The sequence below is a fragment of the Rhizobacter sp. P2_H2 genome, assembly GCF_056403375.1.
Window position 1 is genome coordinate 1 of sequence record NZ_JBFUFP010001493.1, and the last position, 1010, is coordinate 1010.

Consider the following 1010-nt stretch of genomic DNA (forward strand, 5'->3'; position numbering starts at 1 on the left):
TTCCAGCTGTCGGTCAACACCCAGGGTCGCCTGAGCACCGAAGAGGAGTTCGGCGACATCATCATCAAGACCGGCAGCCTGACCGCCAGCGGCGGCGTGATCCGCCTGCGCGACGTGGCCCGCCTCGAGCTGGGTGCCTCCACCTACTCGCTGCGTTCGCTGCTGAACAACAAGCCGGCGGTCGCGCTCGGCCTGTTCGAGGCGCCGCAGTCGAACGCGCTGCAGATCTCGACCGACGTGCGCGCGCTGATGGAAGAGCTGAAGAAGGACTTCCCGCAGGACCTCGAGTACGCCATCGTCTACGACCCGACGCAGTTCGTGCGTGATTCGATCAGCGCCGTGATCCACACGCTGCTCGAGGCGATCGCGCTGGTGGTGCTGGTGGTGATCGTGTTCCTGCAGACCTGGCGCGCGTCRCTGATCCCGCTGCTGGCCGTGCCGGTGTCGGTGATCGGCACGATGGCGGTGCTGCTGGGCTTCGGCTTCTCGATCAACACGCTGTCGCTGTTCGGCCTGGTGCTGGCGATCGGCATCGTGGTCGACGATGCGATCGTGGTGGTCGAGAACGTCGAGCGCAACATCGCCAACGGGCTGAGTCCGCGCGATGCGACGATCCAGGCGATGAAGGAGGTCTCCGGGCCGATCATCGCGATCGCGCTGGTGCTGTGCGCGGTGTTCGTGCCGATCGCCTTCGTGTCCGGGCTGACCGGCCAGTTCTACCGCCAGTTCGCGCTGACGATCGCGATCTCGACCGTGATCTCGGCCTTCAACTCGCTGACGCTGTCGCCGGCGCTGGCCGCGGTGCTGCTGCAGCCGCACGGTGCCCCGAAGGACAAGCTCGCCAAGGCCATGGACTGGGCCTTCGGCGGCTTCTTCCGCGTGTTCAACCGCTTCTTCGACCGCTCGTCGCACGGCTACACCGGTGGCGTGAAGCGCGTGCTGGCGCACAAGGGCGCGACCCTCGTGGTCTACGTGCTGCTGATCGTCGGCGCGGTGTTCATGTTCCGCAT

The 1010-nt window shown here is 66.3% G+C and carries 1 protein-coding gene; it reads left to right on the forward strand.

What is annotated here, in order from left to right; genetic code table 11:
* Window positions 1–1010, forward strand: a 1010-nt coding sequence (locus tag AC1D15_RS34195; protein WP_477829573.1) for an efflux RND transporter permease subunit, incomplete at both ends; no start/stop codon positions are given.